Below are 17,479 nucleotides of genomic sequence, written 5' to 3' on the forward strand. Positions count from 1 at the left end.
CCGGGGCTCCGACCAGGGGCGGAAGCGGCGGGCGGCCACTCGTTCGGGTGAAGCGGGCGGCGAGCGGCCGGAAATCGAATGTGCGTGCTATAAGCTCGATGGAAGCATCCGGCATCCTTGGTTGTTGGGTGTTCAGGCACATCCGCTCTCTCAAGAAAGGTGCGGACCGGCGTGACCGACCGTCTCATCGTTCGTGGCGCTCGCGAGCACAATCTCAAGAACGTCTCGCTCGACCTGCCCCGTGACTCGCTCATCGTCTTCACCGGGCTCTCCGGGTCGGGCAAGTCGTCCCTCGCGTTCGACACGATCTTCGCCGAGGGGCAGCGCCGGTACGTCGAGTCGCTCTCCTCCTACGCCCGGCAGTTCCTCGGCCAGATGGACAAGCCGGACGTCGACTTCATCGAGGGTCTGTCGCCCGCGGTCTCCATCGACCAGAAGTCGACCTCGCGCAACCCGCGCTCGACGGTCGGCACGATCACCGAGGTCTACGACTACCTCCGTCTGCTCTTCGCGCGCATCGGCAAGCCGCACTGTCCCGAGTGCCGCCGCCCGATCTCCCGCCAGTCGCCGCAGGCCATCGTCGACAAGGTCCTGGAGCTGCCCGAGGGCAGCCGCTTCCAGGTCCTCTCGCCGCTGGTGCGCGAGCGCAAGGGCGAGTTCGTCGACCTGTTCGCCGACCTCCAGACCAAGGGCTACAGCCGCGCCCGGGTCGACGGGAAGACGATCCAGCTCAGCGAGCCGCCGACGCTGAAGAAGCAGGAGAAGCACACGATCGAGGTGGTCATCGACCGCCTCACCGTGAAGGACGGCGCCAAGCGCCGCCTCACCGACTCGGTCGAGACCGCGCTCGGCCTCTCCGGCGGCATGGTCGTGCTCGACTTCGTCGACCTCGCCGAGGACGACCCCGAGCGCGAGCGGATGTACTCGGAGCACCTCTACTGCCCGTACGACGACCTCTCCTTCGAGGAGCTGGAGCCCCGCTCCTTCTCCTTCAACTCGCCCTTCGGCGCCTGCCCGGACTGCACCGGCATCGGCACCCGCATGGAGGTCGACCCCGAGCTGGTCGTGCCCGACGAGGAGCGGTCGCTCGACGAGGGCGCCATCCACCCCTGGTCGCACGGCCACACCAAGGAGTACTTCGGCCGGCTCATCGGCGGCCTCTCCCAGGCCCTCGGCTTCCGCACCGACATCCCGTACGCCGGGCTGCCGCAGCGGGCCAAGAAGGCCCTGATGTACGGCCACAAGACCCAGGTCGAGGTCCGCTACCGCAACCGGTACGGGCGCGAGCGCGCCTACACCACCCCCGCCTTCGAGGGCGCCGTCTCCTTCGTGAAGCGGCGGCACAGCGAGGCCGAGAGCGACTCCAGCCGCGAGCGCTTCGAGGGGTACATGCGCGAGGTGCCGTGCCCCACCTGTGAGGGCACGCGTCTGAAGCCGATCGTGCTCGCGGTCACCGTGATGGAGAAGTCCATCGCGGAGGTCTCCGCCATGTCGATCAGCGACTGCGCCGACTTCCTCGGCCGGCTGACCCTCAACGCCCGCGACAAGAAGATCGCCGAGCGGGTCCTCAAGGAGGTCAACGAGCGGCTGCGCTTCCTCGTCGACGTCGGCCTCGACTACCTCTCGCTCAACCGGGCCGCCGGCACCCTCTCCGGCGGCGAGGCCCAGCGCATCCGGCTCGCCACCCAGATCGGCTCCGGCCTGGTCGGCGTGCTCTACGTGCTCGACGAGCCCTCCATCGGCCTCCACCAGCGCGACAACCACCGGCTCATCGAGACCCTGGTGCGGCTGCGCGACATGGGCAACACCCTCATCGTGGTCGAGCACGACGAGGACACCATCAAGGTCGCCGACTGGGTCGTCGACATCGGCCCCGGTGCCGGTGAGCACGGCGGCAAGGTGGTGCACTCCGGCCCCTTGAAGGAGCTCCTCGCCAACAAGGAGTCGATGACCGGGCAGTACCTGTCCGGCCGACGGGCCATCGGCACCCCGGACATCCGCCGCCCCGTGGACCCGGGCCGCCGCCTCACGGTGCACGGCGCCCGCGAGAACAACCTGCGGGACATCGACGTCTCCTTCCCGCTGGGCGTCCTCACCGCCGTCACCGGTGTCTCCGGCTCCGGCAAGTCGACCCTGGTCAACGACATCCTGTACACGCACCTGGCGCGCGAGCTGAACGGCGCCAAGTCGGTGCCCGGACGGCACACGCGCGTGGACGGCGACGACCTCGTCGACAAGGTCGTGCACGTCGACCAGTCGCCCATCGGCCGCACCCCGCGCTCGAACCCGGCGACGTACACCGGCGTCTTCGACCACGTCCGCAAGCTCTTCGCGGAGACGATGGAGGCGAAGGTCCGCGGCTATCTGCCGGGCCGCTTCTCCTTCAACGTCAAGGGCGGCCGCTGCGAGAACTGCTCCGGCGACGGCACGATCAAGATCGAGATGAACTTCCTCCCGGACGTCTACGTCCCGTGCGAGGTCTGCCACGGCGACCGGTACAACCGGGAGACCCTGGAGGTCCACTACAAGGGCAAGTCCATCGCCGAGGTCCTGAACATGCCGATCGAGGAGGCCCTGGACTTCTTCGAGGCCGTCCCGACCATCGCCCGCCATCTGCGCACGCTCAACGAGGTCGGCCTCGGCTACGTCCGGCTCGGCCAGTCCGCGCCGACCCTCTCCGGCGGCGAGGCCCAGCGCGTCAAGCTCGCCTCCGAGCTCCAGAAGCGCTCCACGGGCCGCACGGTCTACGTCCTGGACGAGCCGACCACGGGCCTCCACTTCGAGGACATCTCGAAGCTGATCAAGGTCCTGTCCAACCTGGTCGACAAGGGCAACTCGGTGATCGTCATCGAGCACAACCTGGATGTCATCAAGACCGCGGACTGGGTCATCGACATGGGCCCCGAGGGCGGCAGCGGCGGCGGCCTGGTCGTCGCCGAGGGCACGCCCGAGGAGGTCGCCTCGGTCCCGGCCAGCCACACCGGCAAGTTCCTCCGCGAGATCCTGGGCGCCGACCGCGTCAGCGACGCCGCGATCCCGGCCGCGCGCAGCGCCAGGAAGGCGCCCGCGAAGAAGACGGCGGCCGCGAAGGCGACCGCCGCCAAGAAGGCCGCGCCGGCGAAGAAGACCGCCGCCAAGAAGACGACCGCCCGGGCCCGCAAGGCCTGACGCCGTCGACCGGCACCACCACGAGGGGGCGCCCCGCCGAGAGGCCGGGGCGCCCCCTCAGGCGTCGGCCCCGCCGGACCCGCCCGTGGAGCCGCGCTCCCCGGCGCCGGCCGGGACCGGCCCCAGGGCGCTTCCTCAGGCCTCGCGCAGTTCGTGCCCGTACGGCGGCTCCGCGCCCGCTCGCGTGCACGTGACCGCCGCCGCCCGCGCGGCGAAGGACAGCAGCCCCCGCCAGTCCTCCGGGGACAGCGCGGCCGGCGCCCGGTGGGCCAGACCGTGCAGCAGCGCCGCGTTCACCGTGTCGCCCGCGCCGATCGTGTCGACCACCCGCACCCGCACGCCCGGCACCGACACCTCGTCACCGGGCGTGAAGACGGTCATGCCCGCCGCGCCCCGGGTCAGCACCACCGCGGCCGGACCCGCGGCCAGCCACTCCTCGGGCCCGCCGCCCAGCCAGTCCGCGTCCTCCTCCGAGAGCTTCAGGAGCGAGACGTACGGCAGCCAGCCCGCGAACCGCTCCCGGTACGCCACCGGGTCCGGGATCAGGCCCGGCCGGATGTTCGGGTCCAGCAGGGTCAAGGCGCCGTCCCGCGACGAGCGCCGCAACAGCGCCTCGTAGGCGCTCGCGCCCGGCTCCAGGGCCAGCGAGCAGGTCCCGAAGGCCACCGCCCGCACCCCTTCCGGCAGCCGCTCGGGCAGCGCGAATAGCCGGTCCGCCGTGCCCTCCACGTAGAAGCCGTAGCGCGCGGAGCCGTCCGGGCCCACCGAGGCCACCGCCAGCGTCGTCGGCTCCGGCCCGCGCTGCACGAGGCCGGTCGCCACCCCCGCCGCCCGCAGCCCCGCCACCAGCGCCTCCCCGAAGGCATCTGTGGAGATCCGGGAACAGAAGGCCACGTCCGCGCCGATCCGGCCCAGGGCCACCGCCGTGTTGTACGGTCCGCCGCCCGGGCGGGGCAGCAGCGGGGACAGCGGGCCCGGCGCCCCGTCGGGGACCAGGTCGATCAGGGACTCACCGGCGACGACGATCACGTACCGGAACGTAACCCATGCCCCGCCCACGAGGACAGGCCCCGCCGCGGCCGCCCGCGGCCCCGCCGGTATCGTCGGTTCGGTCCCCTCTCACGACGTCTTGTCCCCGACCCGACCCTGGAGCGCTCATGTCCGGCCAGACCCCCCGCCGCACCGTTCTGAAAGGCGCCGCCCTCGCCGGGGCCGCCGGGCTGGGTGTCGCCGCCTGCTCCACCGACTCCAAGCTGGGCCACGCCCAGGACCCCACGCCGACCGCACCGGTGACCCTCGGCGCGCCCGACGAGATCCCCGTCGGCGGCGCCAAGCTCTACCGTGAGCAGCGGGTCCTCGTGCACTGCCCGGCCCAGGGCCAGTACAAGGCCTTCAGCGCCCAGTGCACCCACGCCGGCTGCGTCCTCGACAAGATCGAGAAGAACGAGGGCAACTGCCCCTGCCACGGCAGCCGCTTCGACGTGACCACCGGCACCGCGGTCCAGGGCCCGGCGACCGCACCGCTGCCCGAGGTCCCGGTGCGGGTCGAGAACGGCAGGCTGATCGCGGGCCCGAAGGCGTAGCACCGCCGGGCCGGGGGTGCCTCCGCCGAGTCCGGCGGCGCATCCGCCGAGTCCGGGCGGCGCATCCGCCGGGCGGGGCGTAGCACCCGCCGGGTCGGGGCGGCCTGGCGGCGTCGGACCGGGGCGGCGCATCCGCCGGGTCGCGGCGGCCTGGTGCCCCGGGGACGGGGCGGCCCGGTGGCGTCGGGATCCGTCAGGTCCAGTCCCAGTCGATCCCCAGGATGCCCGGGCGCACGCCCTGCTCCACCAGGTGCACCGCGCGGTGCCGGCCGCTCAGCGTCAGTTCGGCCCGTCCGCCGCGCGGCGCACCCGTCGACGCCTGCGCGAAGCGGCGGCAGCGCACCGGGAGCGCGGCCTCGTCGAAGCGGACCTGGAGCACGTACTGCCCGCCCGCGAAGCTGAACCCGCGCACGTACTCCCGGCTCGGCCCGCCCGTACCGTCCGCGAAGCCGTACGAGAAGACGTACGTGTCCCCGGCCCGCAGCCGGGTGTCGAAGAGCAGCTCCGCGACCAGCACCCCGGTCGCCGCGTGCCGCCGCACCCGCCCGACCCGGCAGTTCTCCGTCGCCCGCACCTCCACCCGGTGCGGATCGCAGCCCGGATCGCCCCGGTGGATCGCCAGATAGCGGTCGATCCCGTCCCGGTGCGCCCGCACCACCTGCTGCGAGTCCCGCCCGAGCAGCTCCCGGCCCGCCCCGATCCGCACCCGCTCCTGGTGCCCCACGGTGTGCAGCCCGCCGTCCGTCGGGGACTCCAGCTCGGCGAGCAGCTCCTCCACGACCCCCGAGGCCTCCACCAGCGAGCGGTACGAGCGGGCCGCCGGGCGCCGCTCCGTCTCGGCGCGGACGGCGGCGTCCTCGGCGAGCAGCCGGATCAGCGAGTTCCCCGGGAGCTGGAGCACCTCCTCCAGGGCCCGCACCGCCTTCATCGACTCCGGCCGCTGCGGCCGGCGGGCGCCCTGCTGCCAGTAGCTCAACGACGTCACGCCGACCTTCACGCCCCGGTGCGCCAGATGGTGCTGCACCCGCTGCAGCGGCAGCCCGCGCACGGCGAGCGCGGTGCGCAGCGCCAGATGGAACGGACCGGTGTGCAGCAGCTGCACCAGATCGGCCTCGGTGTGGCCCACGAGGACTCCTCAGTGAACGTTCACGGCAGGTGAGGCGGCGCGTCCGGCCGTCCCGGCGGTCGGGCAGGTGGGCCGGGGACGGCCGTTCACACCCGGGTCGCACCGTTCACAGCTCGCCGTCACCCCGCATTGAAGCGTGTTGACCCGATCCGGACAACGCCCGATGCTCCAGACCAGCGTCCGGACGCGCTCCTCTCCTCCGACTCCCCACATCCCCACACCGGGAGGAACGCGATGCGCAGTAGCAAGGTCCTCGCGAGAAAGGCCCTCGCGGCACTCGTCGCGGCCGCCGCCCTCTTCCTCGTCCCCGCCCCGTCGGCGTCCGCCGCGCCGACGGCCGGCCGGGACGGCGTGACGGGCGGCGCGGCGGACGGACTGTCCGCCCTCGCCTACAAGCGGCTGAACATCACCATGCAGGCCCAGCAGAAGACCAACTGGTGCTGGGCGGCGAGCGGCAACACCATCGCCACCTGGTACGGCCGGAACTACAGCCAGAACCAGTTCTGCAACGCCGCCTTCGGCCGGCAGCAGGGCTACGACTGCCCCAACTGGCAGGCCACCCTGGGCAACGTCCAGGACGGGCTGAGCTGGGCGGGCATCAACCCCGGTTCGTACGTGACCGGCTGGCTGCGGTACTCGACCGTGCAGACCGAGATCAACGCCGACCGGCCCGTCGAGACGCGGATCCAGTGGTCGAGCGGCGGTGGCCACATGCACGTCGTCTACGGCTACGACGACGCCAACAGCTGGGTGTACTGGGGCGATCCATGGCCCTCCAGCGACCGCTACAACTGGGCCTCCCACGCCTGGTACGTCGACAACAGCTCCTTCTCCTGGACCCACTCGCTCTACCGGATCGGGGCGTGACGACGATGGACCTGCGCATACGTGTCCGCGCCTTGGGCGCCGGTCTGCTGGGGGCCGCGGCCCTGGTCGCCCTGGGGGCGGTGCCGGCCGACGCGGCCGCCGCGGCCGGTGGGGCGAGTGCGGCGGGTGCGGCGGGTGCGGCGGATGGTTCCGCCGCGGCCGGTGGGGCCGGTGCGGCCGGTGCCGCCGGGGCGCTGCCGGTCGCGCCGACGCCCGAGCAGGCGGCCGCCGCGCCGCGCACCCTCGACACCGTGGCCCGGTTCTTCGCCCGCGACCCCCATGGGGCCGCCCTCGCCCGCACGGCGGCGGCCCCGCCCCGGATCGAGGGCGCCTCGGTGCCCGTACGGCTCCTCTCGCCGGACTTCGTGGCCGGGAAGCCGGGGGCGCCGGTGGCCCGCGTCGAGTTCCACGCCAGCAAGGCGGTCGCCGCCGACGGGCGGACGGCCTCGCTCTGGTCCGTGCGCGGGCCGGGCGGCGGCTGGCAGGTGGTGAACATCGCCACCGGTGACGACGAGATCCGCTACAGCGAGCAGGGGCTGCGGCTGCTGCCGGGCGGGATCGTCTTCCGGGAGCCGCAGATCGACGCGTGGTACGTGCAGAAGGGGGCGAAGGTGCTGCCGCTGGACGAGGACGCGGTGCGGGCGGTGGGCCGGAACGGGACCTCGCTGGGCGCCTATCGGATGCGCGTGACGAAGGCGTACGGCGACAAGCTGCCGGGGTCGGGGTATGCGCGGAAGGGCGCGGCCGGGGGCTACGACACCGGGGCTGCCGCGCCGGTGGCGACGGCCGGACCGGCGTCGCACGTGCCGGTCGCGTCGGTCGCGGCGGGCGCGGGCGGGCTCCTCGCAGCGACGCTCCTCGCCACCAGGTCCCTGCGCCGCCGCAGGCCGTAGCTCGACGGCGGCCCCCTTCGCTGCCGCGGGCCGTAGCTCCACGGCGGGCCCCTGCGCTGCCGCGGGCCGTAGCTCGACGGCGGGCCCCTGCGCTGCCGCGGGCCGTAGCTCGACGGCGGGCCCCTGCGCTGCCGCGGGCCGTAGCTCGACGGCGGGCCCCTGCGCCGCCGCAGGCCGTAGCTCCACGGCGGGTTCCTTCGCCGCGCGCGGGCCGTAGCCGCCTGGACCGGCGGGGCGCTCCACCTGCCCCGCCGGTCCACGCCCGAACATCCGGGAGGCTCCCGGGCGCGACCGCACCACCGCCCCAAGCGCCCTCGCTGAGGGGCCCGCCCCACGCGGGTCCCTCAGCGCGCGTGCGCAGCCGCCCATCCCACTCACGAGCCCCCCACGCGGGACGGCTCCTCCTTGGGCCTTACTGGCCCCCATACCCCCCCGTGCGGGCCGCGCGCTCGCCGCCATCGTCGCGTGGGACGCTCGCCCGCCTCCGTGTGGGCAGTCGTCCCGGTGGGGCGGGACGGGTGGGCACACGGGACCGCGCTTGGCGGCGCGTCCGCTCCTTGTACCTACGCCCGCCCCTTACGGCGCCGCGCTCTCGTGGCAGGCGTCAAAGCGGTAGGGGCCTGGGCGCGGCAAGGCGCTGCGTTCCGTTGTGCCCACCCGTTCCGCCCCAGCGGAACGACTGCCCACAACGAGGACGGCGGGCGGCGGGCGCAGCCCGCAACGAGGACGGCCTGGCGCAGCCCGCGACGGGGACGGTCGGGCGCAGCCCACAACAAGGGGGGCCGGGCGCCGCCCGCGACGGGGTGGGCGGCGAGCTCGGCCCACAGCGGGGGGTGCGGGGCGGTGGGGGAAAGGGTGCGGGTTATTGGGAGAGGTAGCCGCCGTCCACCGGGAGGATCGCGCCCGTGATGAACGACGCCTCGGACGACGCGAGGAACAGGATCGCCGCCGCCACCTCCTCCGGCCGGCCGAAGCGCGCCATGGGGTGCGCCGCCGCCACCGTGGCCAGGTATTCCGGGCCGCCCGGCTCGTCCCGGACCGCGGCCACGCGCTCGGTCTCGATGGTGCCCGGGGCGACCGCGTTGACGCGGATGCCGTGCGCCGCCCACTCCACCGCCAGGTGCTTCGTCAGGCCCGTGGCGACGAACTTCGCCGGGCCGTAGACCGCCTGCCGGGCCTGGCCCGCGACGCCCGAGACCGACGAGGTGCAGACGATCGCGCCGCCGCCCGTGCCGAGCATCGCCTCGATCGCGTACTTGCAGGTCAAGAACATGCCACGACCGTCGACCGCCATCACCGCGTCGAAGTCGGCGGCGCTCGCCTCCCGGACGTCCAGGAGGGGGATCACGCCGGCGTTCGCCACCAGGACGTCCAGGCGTCCGAAGCGGTCCACCGCGGTGGCGATCATGCGGCGGGCGTCCGCGTCGTCCGAGACGTCGCCCACCACCGGCACCACGGCGCCGCCCAGCGTCGCCAGCCGCTCCGCGTCCACGTCCGCCGCCACCACCCGCGCGCCCTCCGCGGCGAAGCGCAGCGCCGTCGCGCGGCCGATCCCGCTCGCCGCTCCCGTCACCACGCACACCCGGTCCGCGAGCCGTCCTGAGGTCTCCGTCGCCATGCCAGGCCAACGAGCGGACGCGGCCTGAGTGTCGGTCCCCGCCAGTAGGGTGGGAGCCATGGCCGACCCCTCCAGCTACCGCCCCAAGCCGGGACAGATCCCCGACTCGCCGGGGGTCTACAAATTCCGCGACGAGCACCGCCGGGTGATCTACGTCGGGAAGGCGAAGTCCCTGCGCCAGCGCCTGGCGAACTACTTCCAGCCGCTGGCGAGCCTGCACCCGCGCACCGCGACGATGGTGACCACGGCCGCCTCCGTGGAGTGGACCGTCGTGGCGACCGAGGTCGAGGCGCTGCAGCTGGAGTACTCCTGGATCAAGGAGTTCGACCCCCGGTTCAACGTGAAGTACCGGGACGACAAGAGCTATCCGTATCTCGCCGTCACGCTCGGCGAGGAGTTCCCGCGCGTCCAGGTCATGCGCGGGCACAAGAAGAAGGGCGTGCGCTACTTCGGGCCGTACGCGCACGCGTGGGCCATCCGCGAGACCGTCGACCTGATGCTGCGCGTGTTCCCGGTCCGTACGTGCTCCGCGGGGGTCTTCCGGAACGCCGCGTCGGCCGGGCGGCCCTGTCTGCTCGGCTACATCGGGAAGTGCTCGGCGCCCTGCGTCGGGCGGGTCGGCCCGGAGGAGCACCGCGAACTGGCCGAGGACTTCTGCGACTTCATGGCCGGCCGCACCGGCACGTATCTGCGCCGCCTGGAGAAGCAGATGATGATCGCGGCCGAGGACATGGAGTACGAGAAGGCGGCCCGGCTGCGCGACGACATAGAGGCCCTGCGCAAGGCCATGGAGAAGAACGCGGTGGTGCTCGCCGACGCCACCGACGCCGACCTGATCGCGCTCGCCGAGGACGAGCTGGAGGCCGCCGTCCAGATCTTCCACGTGCGCGGCGGCCGGGTCCGCGGTCAGCGCGGCTGGGTCACCGACAAGGTCGAGGCCGTCGACACCGCCGGGCTCGTCGAGCACGCCCTCCAGCAGTTGTACGGCGAGGAGAGCGGCGACGCCGTCCCCAAGGAGGTGCTGGTCCCCGCGCTGCCGGAGGACTCCGGTGCGGTCACCGCCTGGCTCTCCGGGCGCCGCGGGGCGAACGTGTCGCTGCGCGTCCCGCAGCGGGGCGACAAGAAGGCCCTGATGGAGACCGTCGCCCGGAACGCCCAGCAGTCCCTCGTGCTGCACAAGACCAAGCGGGCCAGCGACCTGACCACCCGCTCCCGGGCCCTTGAGGAGATCGCCGAGGCCCTGGACCTGGACTCGGCGCCACTGCGCATCGAGTGCTTCGACATCTCGCACCTGCAGGGCGAGGACGTCGTGGCCTCCATGGTCGTCTTCGAGGACGGGCTGCCCCGCAAGAGCGAGTACCGCCGCTTCCAGATCAAGGGCTTCGAGGGCCAGGACGACGTCCGGTCCATGCACGAGGTGATCAGCCGCCGCTTCCGGCGTTATCTCGCCGAGAAGGAGAAGACCGGCGAGTGGGTCGACGGCGAGGTGCCCGAGTCGGCCCCCGAGGACGACGGGCGGCCCAAGCGGTTCGCCTATCCGCCGCAGCTCGTCGTCGTCGACGGCGGGCAGCCGCAGGTCGCCGCCGCCCGGCGGGCCCTGGACGAGCTCGGCATCGACGACATCGCGGTCTGCGGCCTCGCCAAGCGCCTGGAGGAGGTCTGGCTGCCCGGCGACGACGACCCGGTGGTGCTGCCCCGTTCCAGCGAGGGCCTGTACCTCCTCCAGCGGGTACGTGACACGGCTCACGACTTCGCCATCCGTTACCAGCGGTCCAAGCGGAGCAAGCGCATCCGTAGCAGCCCCCTGGACGCCGTCCCGGGCCTGGGGGACACGCGGAAACAAGCGCTCATCAAGCATTTCGGCTCGGTCAAACGGCTCCGACAGGCGACAATCGAGCAGATCTGCGAGGTCCCCGGCATGGGCCGCAAGACGGCCGAGGCCGTGGCGGTGGCCCTCGCGCAGGCGGCCCCGGCCGCGCCAGCCGTGAACACGGCAACAGGAGAGATCATGGAAGACGACGGGGGCAGCACCGCATGACCACGCACGACGCGTACGAGCACGAGAACGAAGACGGAGCACCGGACATGAGTACGGGCACGACGGAGCCCGACGGCGAGAACAACGCCGACGCGGCCATCCCCGAACTGGTGATCATCTCCGGCATGTCCGGGGCCGGGCGGTCCACCGCGGCGAAGTGTCTGGAGGACCTCGGCTGGTTCGTCGTGGACAACCTGCCGCCCGCGCTGATCCCCACCATGGTCGAGCTGGGCGCCCGCTCCCAGGGCAACGTGGCCCGGATCGCGGTCGTCGTCGACGTCCGCGGCCGGCAGTTCTTCGACAACCTGCGCGACTCCCTGGCCGACCTCGACGCCAAGCAGGTCACCCGCCGGATCGTGTTCCTGGAGTCCTCCGACGAGGCCCTGGTCCGCCGCTTCGAGTCGGTCCGCCGGCCGCACCCGCTGCAGGGCGACGGGCGCATCGTCGACGGCATCGCCGCCGAGCGAGACCTGCTGCGCGAGCTGCGCGGCGACGCCGACCTGGTGATCGACACCTCCAGCCTCAACGTGCACGAGCTGCGCGCCAAGATGGACGCCCAGTTCGCGGGCGACGAGGAGCCCGAGCTGCGGGCCACCGTGATGTCCTTCGGCTTCAAGTACGGCCTGCCGGTCGACGCCGACCTGGTCGTCGACATGCGCTTCCTGCCGAACCCGCACTGGGTCCCCGAGCTGCGCCCCTTCACCGGCCTCAACGAAGAGGTCGCCAACTACGTGTACAACCAGCCCGGTGCCAAGGAGTTCCTGGACCGCTACACCGAGCTGCTCCAGCTGATCGCCGCCGGCTACCGCCGCGAGGGCAAGCGCTACGTGACGATCGCCGTCGGCTGCACCGGCGGCAAGCACCGCTCCGTGGCCACCGCCGAGAAGCTGGCCGCCCGCCTGGCCTCGGAGGGCGTCGAGACCGTCGTCGTCCACCGGGACATGGGGCGCGAGTGAAGCCGTACCGTCGGCGTACGTCCACCCTGTCGGTGCGGCGTACCCTCCGCAGGCGCGGCGCCCAGCCCAAGGTCGTCGCCCTGGGCGGCGGCATGGGACTGTCGGCCTCCCTCGCCGCCCTGCGCCGCATCACCGGCGACCTGACCGCCGTGGTCACCGTCGCCGACGACGGGGGCTCCAGCGGCCGGCTCCGCGAGGAGCTGGGCGTGCTGCCCCCGGGAGACCTCCGCAAGGCGCTCGCCGCGCTGTGCGGCGACGACGACTGGGGCCAGACCTGGGCCCGGGTGATCCAGCACCGCTTCCAGTCCAAGGGCGAGATGCACGGCCATGCCGTGGGCAATCTGCTGATCGTCGCCCTCTGGGAGCAGCTGGGCGGCGACCCCGTGCAGGCCCTCGACCTGGTCGGCAAGCTGCTCGGCGCGCAGGGCCGGGTGCTGCCCATGTCCGCCGTGCCGCTGGAGCTGCAGGCCCTGGTCAAGGGGCACGACCCGGCGCGCCCGCAGGACGTCGACACGGTGCGCGGCCAGGCCACGGTGGCGCTCACCCCCGGCGAGGTGCAGTCCGTGCACCTGGTGCCGAACGACCCGCCGGCGGTGCCCGAGGCGGTCGCCGCCGTCCTGGACGCGGACTGGGTGGTGCTGGGCCCCGGGTCCTGGTTCTCCTCCGTGATCCCGCACCTGCTCGTGCCCGAGCTGCTCGACGCCCTCGTGGAGACGAAGGCCCGTCGGGTGCTCTCGCTGAACCTCGCGCCGCAGCCCGGAGAAACCGAGGGCTTCTCCCCGCAGCGTCATTTGGAGGTTTTGGCACGACACGCCCCTAAACTCGCCCTGGACGTGGTGCTGGCCGACGAGGCCGCCGTGCGCGACGTGTGCGCCAGGGAGCCTCTCGCCGATGCCGCCAAGCGGCTCGGCGCTGCGGTCGAGCTGGCGCCGGTCGCCAGGCCCGACGGTGCTCCGAAGCACGACCCGGAGCTGTTGGCCGCCGCGTACGACCGTATTTTTCGGATGCATGGAAGGATCGGCCCATGGCGATGACGGCAGCGGTGAAGGACGAGATCTCCCGGCTCCCCGTCACCCGGACCTGCTGCAGGAAGGCAGAGGTCTCGTCGATCCTGCGGTTCGCGGGCGGGCTGCACCTGGTGAGCGGGCGGATCGTGATCGAGGCGGAGCTGGACACCGCGATGGCGGCCCGCCGGCTGAAGCGGGACATCCTGGAGATCTTCGGGCACAGCTCCGAGCTGATCGTGATGGCCCCGGGCGGGCTGCGCCGCGGCTCGCGCTTCGTCGTGCGGGTGGTGGCGGGCGGCGACCAGCTGGCCCGCCAGACCGGCCTCGTGGACGGCCGGGGGCGCCCGATCCGGGGCCTGCCCCCGCAGGTGGTCTCCGGGGCCACCTGCGACGCCGAGGCGGCCTGGCGCGGCGCCTTCCTCGCACACGGCTCGCTGACCGAGCCGGGCCGCTCCTCCTCCCTGGAGGTCACCTGCCCCGGCCCCGAGGCCGCGCTCGCCCTGGTCGGCGCGGCCCGCCGGCTGTCCATCGCGGCCAAGGCCCGCGAGGTCCGCGGCGTGGACCGGGTCGTGGTCCGGGACGGCGACGCCATCGGCGCCCTGCTCACCCGGCTCGGCGCGCACGAGTCCGTGCTGGCCTGGGAGGAGCGGCGGATGCGGCGCGAGGTCCGCGCCACCGCCAACCGGCTGGCCAACTTCGACGACGCCAACCTGCGCCGCTCGGCCCGGGCCGCGGTCGCCGCGGGCGCGCGGGTGCAGCGGGCCCTGGAGATCCTGGGCGAGGAGGTGCCCGAGCACCTCGCCGCCGCCGGCCGGCTGCGCATGGAGCACAAGCAGGCCTCCCTGGAGGAGCTGGGCGCGCTCGCCGACCCGCCGCTCACCAAGGACGCGGTGGCCGGCCGGATCCGCCGGCTGCTCGCCATGGCCGACAAGCGGGCCCAGGACCTGGGCATCCCCGGGACCGAATCCAACCTGACGGAGGAGCTGGACGACAGCCTGGTCGGCTGAAAACCCCCAACTCTCCGCTGCCGGTGCCTTTCTGAGGTACCGGCAGTTCCGTTTGGCGGGCTTCGGCCGACGCGCCGCAGGCACTCTTGACAGGGGTATGAGCCGCCACGAATCTGGCGTCCGTTCACATTCGTGGCAGACGACAGCAAGGGGGGCTGATGAGGCGCACCGCGAGATCGATTCTCGCCGTGGCATCACTGCTGGTCGCGGGTCTGGCGACGGCGCCCGGCGCCGGGGCGCGGACCGGTGGCGGCGGGGACGCCGAGCACCTCTCCGTATGGCGGGCGACGGTCGGCCGGGAACAGGTGCCGCTCCTCCTCGACGCCGGTGCCGACGCCCACGAGCTGACCGAGCAGGTGCCCGCGCGGGGCACCGCGACCGTCGAGCTCTACCTCACCGGGAAGCAGGCGGGGCAGCTGCGCCGGGCGGGCGTCGCGCTCGCCGAGCACACCCTGACCGCCCAGGCGGAGCGCAGGGTCGCGAACGCCGGGGACGGCGTGTTCCGCCCGTACGGCGGCAAGGGCGGCCTCAAGCAGGAGATCCTGGACACCGCCCGGGCCCACCCGGAGCTCACCAAGGTCGTCTCCATCGGCAGGACGGTCAAGGGCCAGGACATCCTCGCCCTCAAGCTGAGCAAGGGCGCCCGGAAGTCCGCGGACGGCAGCAAGCCGGCCACGCTGTACCTGTCCAACCAGCACGCCCGCGAGTGGATCACCCCCGAGATGACCCGCCGGCTGATGCACCACTATCTGGACGGCTACGGCAGGGACCCGCGGATCACGCGGATCGTCGACACCACCGAGCTGTGGTTCGTGCTCTCGGCCAACCCCGACGGCTACGACTTCACCCACGCCGACCCGGCCAACCGCCAGTGGCGCAAGAACCTGCGCGACAACAACGGCGACGGCCGGATCGAGTCCGGCGACGGCGTCGACCTCAACCGCAACTTCGCCTACAAGTGGGGCTACGACGACGAGGGCTCCTCGCCCGACCCGGCCGACGAGACCTTCCGCGGCAGCGGCCCGATGTCCGAGCCCGAGACCCGGGCGCTGGACGCCTTCCAGAAGCGCGTCAAGTTCCGCTACGCGATCAACTACCACTCCGCCGCCCAGCTGCTGCTGTACGGCGTGGGCTGGCAGGTCGCCACCGACACCCCCGACGACGTGGCCCTCAGGGCGCTCGCCGGCACCCCGCAGAAGCCCGCGGTCCCCGGCTACCGCTCGCAGGTCTCCTCCGAGCTCTACATCACCAACGGCGAGGCCGACGGACACGCCGCCAACGTCAACCGGACGCAGATGTTCACCCCGGAGATGTCGACCTGCGCCACCGCCTCGCGCGTCGACCCGAACGACGCCTGGGACCCGGCCGACTGCGCCTCCGTCTTCACCTTCCCCGACGACGAGAAACTGATCCAGGCCGAGTTCGCCAAGAACATCCCCTTCGCGCTGGCCGTCGCCGAGACCGCCGCCCACCCCGACCGCCCGGTCTCCCCGGTCGGCATCGAGGCGCCCGACTTCACCCCGGACGCCTTCACCACCTCCTACGCCCGCGGCGCCGGCCAAGAGGTCTCCGTCACCGCCCGCAAGTCGCTGCGCGGCAAGACCCTGAACTTCCGGATCAACGGCGGCCGCACCCGGCACGAGAGTCTGGAGCCCTGGCAGGGCGGCGAGACGTACGGCGGCGGGGACAACCTCTACTTCGACGAGTACCGCGCGCGGGTCGAGGGCGCCAGGACCGGCGACACGGTCGAGGTCTGGTACACCGCCCGCACCCGCGAGGGCCGGGCGACCGCGTCCGCCCCGTTCACGTACACCGTGGCCGAGCGGCCCCGTGCCGACGTCCTCGTCCTCGCCGACGAGGGCGGCACCGCCGCCGCCCGGCACACCGACACCTATGTGCGGGCGCTCGCCGCGAACGGCCGCCGGGCCGTCGTCTGGGACGTCGCCACCCAGGGCGCCCCGCACGCGCTGGGCGTGCTGAGCCACTTCCGCACCGTCCTCTGGTACTCCGGCGCCGAGCAGCCCTCCGGCACCACCCTCCAGGCCGTCCGCGCCTATCTCAACGAGGGCGGCAAGCTGATCGACATGGGCGAGAAGTCCGGCGGCTTCGTCCAGGTCGGCCGCGCCCAGTCCAACGACTTCGCCCAGTACTACCTCGGCGCCTACCACCGGGCGGGCCTGAACGCCCCGCCGTCCTTCACCGGAGCCGGCCGGCTCGGCGCCCCCGGCACGCCCCTCGCCGCGGCGGCGGACAACGCGCTCGACAACGCCGGGGCGTACACCGTCACCTCCGACACCCTGACGCCCGACCGCTTCCCGCAGTTCGCGAGCAGCGCCGCCGCGGGCGACTACCCGGGCATCCGCACCCCCTTCGAGCCGTACGCGGGCAGCCGCTTCGCCGCGCTGCGGCACGCGGACGGCACCTGGGGCCGGCTGAGCCGGACCGTGGACCTGACCGGCGTCACGGCCGCCACGAAGCCGAGCCTGAGCTTCCAGGTCAGCTACGACACCGAGCCGGGCTACGACAACCTCGTCGTCGAGGCCCACACCGTCGGCCAGGACGACTGGACCACCCTGCCCGACGCCAACGGCGGCACCTCCGCCGAGCCGCCCGCCGACTGCGGCGAGGGCTACTACGTCCGGGAGCACCCCTTCCTCGCCCACTACCTGACCGTCGGCGCGGACGGCTGCACCGCCACCGGCACCACCGGCGCCTGGCACGCCTTCACCGGCCCGTCCAACGGCTGGCGGGAGGCGAGCGTCGACCTGAGCGCCTACGCGGGCCGGAAGGTCGAGCTGGCGATCTCGTACGTCTCCGATCCGGGCACCGGGGAGATGGGCGCGTTCCTCGACGAGCTCCGCGTCAGCGCCGGGGGCGTGGCCGACACCGAGGTCTTCGAGGCCGGAATGGGCGATTGGTCCGTCCCCGGGGCACCCGCCGGAAGCCCCGGGAACACAAATGACTGGAAGAGTTCCGCTGCTCTCTTCCACTCCCGCGCAGCGGTCACGACCCGTGACACCGTCCTCCTCGGCTTCGGCCTGGAGCATGTCCCGAATGCGACGGATCGGGCGAATCTACTCGGAAGGGCTCTTACTTCGCTCCGACGCTGAATCGGGCGCTCAGGCGAGCACCGAAAACCGTCACTCTCCGTAGTCGAAATCGGGGTCCCTTCAGGGGCCGTACCCGTTGGTAAACAAGGGCTGTAGGCCTTTTTCC

General features: G+C 73.0%; 12 protein-coding genes. 9 read left to right on the forward strand and 3 right to left on the reverse strand.

Annotation, left to right across the window (positions count from 1 at the left end; genetic code table 11):
* Nucleotides 1-171: 171 nt before the first annotated feature.
* The gene (gene uvrA, locus ACIGXE_RS05180) at nucleotides 172-3,168 is read left to right on the forward strand and encodes an excinuclease ABC subunit UvrA (RefSeq protein WP_399743214.1); all 2,997 of its coding nucleotides are present in this window, start codon (nucleotides 172-174) and stop codon (nucleotides 3,166-3,168) included.
* Nucleotides 3,169-3,303: 135 nt separating this feature from the next.
* Here the strand turns inward: uvrA and ACIGXE_RS05185 are convergent, their stop codons facing one another.
* Nucleotides 3,304-4,197 carry a carbohydrate kinase gene (locus ACIGXE_RS05185; RefSeq protein ID WP_399743217.1) on the reverse strand — a complete coding sequence of 298 codons (894 nt, stop codon included), beginning with the start codon at nucleotides 4,195-4,197 and terminating at the stop codon, nucleotides 3,304-3,306.
* 128 nt (nucleotides 4,198-4,325) lie between these two features.
* Here ACIGXE_RS05185 and ACIGXE_RS05190 point away from each other — a divergent pair, with 128 nt between their 5' ends.
* On the forward strand, nucleotides 4,326-4,751 hold the full coding sequence (locus tag ACIGXE_RS05190; protein WP_399743220.1) for a Rieske (2Fe-2S) protein: 426 nt from the start codon (nucleotides 4,326-4,328) through the stop codon (nucleotides 4,749-4,751).
* 193 nt (nucleotides 4,752-4,944) lie between these two features.
* Here ACIGXE_RS05190 and ACIGXE_RS05195 read toward each other — a convergent pair whose 3' ends face one another.
* Nucleotides 4,945-5,877 (reverse strand): hypothetical protein, encoded by a 933-nt coding sequence (locus tag ACIGXE_RS05195; protein WP_399743222.1) that lies wholly within the window; start codon nucleotides 5,875-5,877, stop codon nucleotides 4,945-4,947.
* 234 nt (nucleotides 5,878-6,111) lie between these two features.
* Here ACIGXE_RS05195 and ACIGXE_RS05200 point away from each other — a divergent pair, with 234 nt between their 5' ends.
* Nucleotides 6,112-6,744 carry a papain-like cysteine protease family protein gene (locus tag ACIGXE_RS05200; RefSeq protein ID WP_399743224.1) on the forward strand — a complete coding sequence of 211 codons (633 nt, stop codon included), beginning with the start codon at nucleotides 6,112-6,114 and terminating at the stop codon, nucleotides 6,742-6,744.
* Nucleotides 6,741-7,637 (forward strand): hypothetical protein, encoded by an 897-nt coding sequence (locus ACIGXE_RS05205; RefSeq protein ID WP_399743227.1) that lies wholly within the window; start codon nucleotides 6,741-6,743, stop codon nucleotides 7,635-7,637. The genes ACIGXE_RS05200 and ACIGXE_RS05205 overlap by 4 nt, the downstream gene beginning before the upstream one ends.
* Nucleotides 7,638-8,499: 862 nt before the next feature.
* Here the strand turns inward: ACIGXE_RS05205 and ACIGXE_RS05210 are convergent.
* Entirely contained in the window at nucleotides 8,500-9,255 is a 756-nt protein-coding gene (locus ACIGXE_RS05210; RefSeq protein WP_399743230.1) for an SDR family NAD(P)-dependent oxidoreductase, read from the reverse strand.
* A gap of 58 nt (nucleotides 9,256-9,313) precedes the next feature.
* Between ACIGXE_RS05210 and uvrC the strand changes: the two genes are divergently transcribed.
* The 5 genes from uvrC (at nucleotide 9,314) to ACIGXE_RS05235 (ending at nucleotide 17,373) form a co-directional block, all read left to right on the forward strand.
* Complete coding sequence (gene uvrC / locus ACIGXE_RS05215; RefSeq protein WP_399743233.1) at nucleotides 9,314-11,293, forward strand: excinuclease ABC subunit UvrC; 1,980 nt, start codon at nucleotides 9,314-9,316, stop codon at nucleotides 11,291-11,293.
* A complete protein-coding gene (gene rapZ, locus ACIGXE_RS05220) occupies nucleotides 11,290-12,249 on the forward strand; it encodes an RNase adapter RapZ (RefSeq protein ID WP_399743236.1) in 960 nt (319 codons plus the stop codon). Before uvrC ends, rapZ begins: the two co-directional genes overlap by 4 nt.
* Nucleotides 12,246-13,283 carry a uridine diphosphate-N-acetylglucosamine-binding protein YvcK gene (yvcK, locus tag ACIGXE_RS05225; protein ID WP_399743239.1) on the forward strand — a complete coding sequence of 346 codons (1,038 nt, stop codon included), beginning with the start codon at nucleotides 12,246-12,248 and terminating at the stop codon, nucleotides 13,281-13,283. Before rapZ ends, yvcK begins: the two co-directional genes overlap by 4 nt.
* Nucleotides 13,274-14,263, forward strand: a complete 990-nt coding sequence (gene whiA / locus ACIGXE_RS05230; protein WP_030205188.1) for a DNA-binding protein WhiA — start codon at nucleotides 13,274-13,276, stop codon at nucleotides 14,261-14,263. The genes yvcK and whiA overlap by 10 nt, the downstream gene beginning before the upstream one ends.
* Nucleotides 14,264-14,421: 158 nt before the next feature.
* Complete coding sequence (locus ACIGXE_RS05235) at nucleotides 14,422-17,373, forward strand: M14 family zinc carboxypeptidase (protein WP_399743242.1); 2,952 nt, start codon at nucleotides 14,422-14,424, stop codon at nucleotides 17,371-17,373.
* Nucleotides 17,374-17,479: the final 106 nt, after the last annotated feature.

Origin of the sequence: Streptomyces sp. NPDC053431 (assembly GCF_044544925.1) — a bacterium.
GTDB lineage: Bacteria > Actinomycetota > Actinomycetes > Streptomycetales > Streptomycetaceae > Streptomyces.

Excerpts from the sequence above, each read along its gene's own strand:
- ACIGXE_RS05235 (WP_399743242.1), top strand. The coding sequence starts at position 14,422 with ATGAGGCGCACCGCGAGATCGATTCTCGCCGTGGCATCACTGCTGGTC.
- whiA (WP_030205188.1), top strand. The coding sequence starts at position 13,274 with ATGGCGATGACGGCAGCGGTGAAGGACGAGATCTCCCGGCTCCCCGTC.
- ACIGXE_RS05200 (WP_399743224.1), top strand. The coding sequence starts at position 6,112 with ATGCGCAGTAGCAAGGTCCTCGCGAGAAAGGCCCTCGCGGCACTCGTC.
- uvrC (WP_399743233.1), top strand. The coding sequence starts at position 9,314 with ATGGCCGACCCCTCCAGCTACCGCCCCAAGCCGGGACAGATCCCCGAC.
- ACIGXE_RS05190 (WP_399743220.1), top strand. The coding sequence starts at position 4,326 with ATGTCCGGCCAGACCCCCCGCCGCACCGTTCTGAAAGGCGCCGCCCTC.
- rapZ (WP_399743236.1), top strand. The coding sequence starts at position 11,290 with ATGACCACGCACGACGCGTACGAGCACGAGAACGAAGACGGAGCACCG.
- ACIGXE_RS05210 (WP_399743230.1), bottom strand. The coding sequence starts at position 9,255 with ATGGCGACGGAGACCTCAGGACGGCTCGCGGACCGGGTGTGCGTGGTG.